3 protein-coding genes are annotated in these 1,441 nt (G+C 65.4%); all 3 read left to right on the plus strand.

All coding sequences use genetic code 11. The features are described 5' to 3' along the window. A partial coding sequence (locus tag A0J48_RS26345; RefSeq protein WP_234301185.1) for an RNA polymerase sigma factor occupies nucleotides 1-617 on the plus strand: 617 nt, incomplete at its 5' end. Then, entirely contained in the window at nucleotides 614-946 is a 333-nt protein-coding gene (locus tag A0J48_RS26350) for a hypothetical protein (RefSeq protein ID WP_200327527.1), read from the plus strand. The genes A0J48_RS26345 and A0J48_RS26350, both read left to right, overlap by 4 nt. A 33-nt stretch (nucleotides 947-979) precedes the next feature. Next, on the plus strand, nucleotides 980-1,441 hold a 462-nt coding region (locus A0J48_RS27680; protein WP_200327528.1), incomplete at its 3' end, for a VWA domain-containing protein.

Here is a 1,441-nt window from a genome sequence, read left to right on the forward strand (position 1 = left end):
GCATGCCTGATTTTTTGCGGGTCGCCACCGGAAATCCGGCCTACGCTAGGGGTCCGGGCAAAAAAAGTTTTAATAAACCGCATCGCGAGCCGTTGACCCCACAGAAGACCATGTCTCCCGAACTGATCATCGAAGACGCCCTGGCCAGATACGAGCGGCCGCTCATCAGCCACGCACGGGGGATCACGGGAGACCTGGAATCCGCCAGGGATGCGGTTCAGGACACCTTCCTGCGGTTGAGCCGCCAGGATGTCGTTTCCCTGGCCCCCCGCCTCGCCCCATGGCTTTTTCTTGTCTGCCGGAACTGCGCGCTCGCCCACGCCAGAAGGGGGGTGCGCGTCCGCGAGGAGCCTCTGGAGGAAACCGAGGCATCCTCCGGCGCACCGGATCCTGCCGCTGAGGCGGGCCTCCGCGAGGATGTCGGACGGCTTCGCAGCCTCGTGAGCCGGCTCACCCCGCGCGAGCAGGAACTCGTGCGGCTCAAATTCGAAGCCGGCCTCAGCTACAAAGAGATTGGAGAGGTCCTGCGCATGAGCGTCTCCAACGTGGGCGTCCAGCTCCACAATGCCATCCAATCCCTCAGAGCGTCCTGGAACCGCGAGGAGGTTCATCCATGAAAACCCACCATGTCACAGCCTACGCGCTTGGCGAACTCTCCGGCAGCGAGCGCGAGGCGTTTGAAAAAGAACTCGCCGGCTCGCCGGAGCTCCAAAAGGAGCTTGAGGAGATCACGGCAGCCTGCGCGGCGCTGGCCTGCGCCCCGGAGGAGGACCTGGGCGGGGAGCGGAGGTCCGGGCTCCTGGCGGCGGTTCGGCGCAACCTGGAGGAGACCCGCAGGGCGCGCTCGATCCGCCGGAGGGTGGTCGCGACATCGCTCGCGGCGCTCGCAGCCTGCCTGCTCGTCCTCCCAAGCCTGCCATGGACGAACCCGCAGCCGCAGGAGTAAAGCAAGCGCTCCAGCGAATCGGGCGGTTACGTGGTGGCGAAATCCAAGGCGCCTGAACCCATTCCGCAGGTCCTTCCTGAAGAGGCGCTCAAGGTTGCCGAGACATCGAAGCCGGCCGGCCCCGCGGCACCTCTGGCTGCTGATGAACAATTCATGACGACTGCCGTCGCGACAGCCGCCACACCGGGCGCCGCGCCAAACGTCCGGGCGCGGGAACAGGATGCCTCAGGGAACGCGGCAGCCGGTTTGGCGGGTACGATGAGTCTCAGGGAGGTAAGCTCCGGTTGGGAAAGGCCTGTCCGGCAGTTCAAAGGCTCCGCAGGGGAGTCTGCCCAGGCCCGCGGTGTGGCCCGAACCGCGATGGCCGTCGCGGATCCCGGCGACGGGGGACGCGTCACCAGAACATTCAACACAGAAACGTACGATGCCATCACCGAGAACCCGTTTCTGGAAGCCTCCGCGAACCCGCTCTCCACGTTCTCGATTGATGTCGAC

This window comes from Sphaerospermopsis aphanizomenoides BCCUSP55 (genome assembly GCF_001586785.1).
GTDB classification, from domain to species: Bacteria; Cyanobacteriota; Cyanobacteriia; order Cyanobacteriales; family Nostocaceae; genus Sphaerospermopsis_A; species Sphaerospermopsis_A aphanizomenoides_A.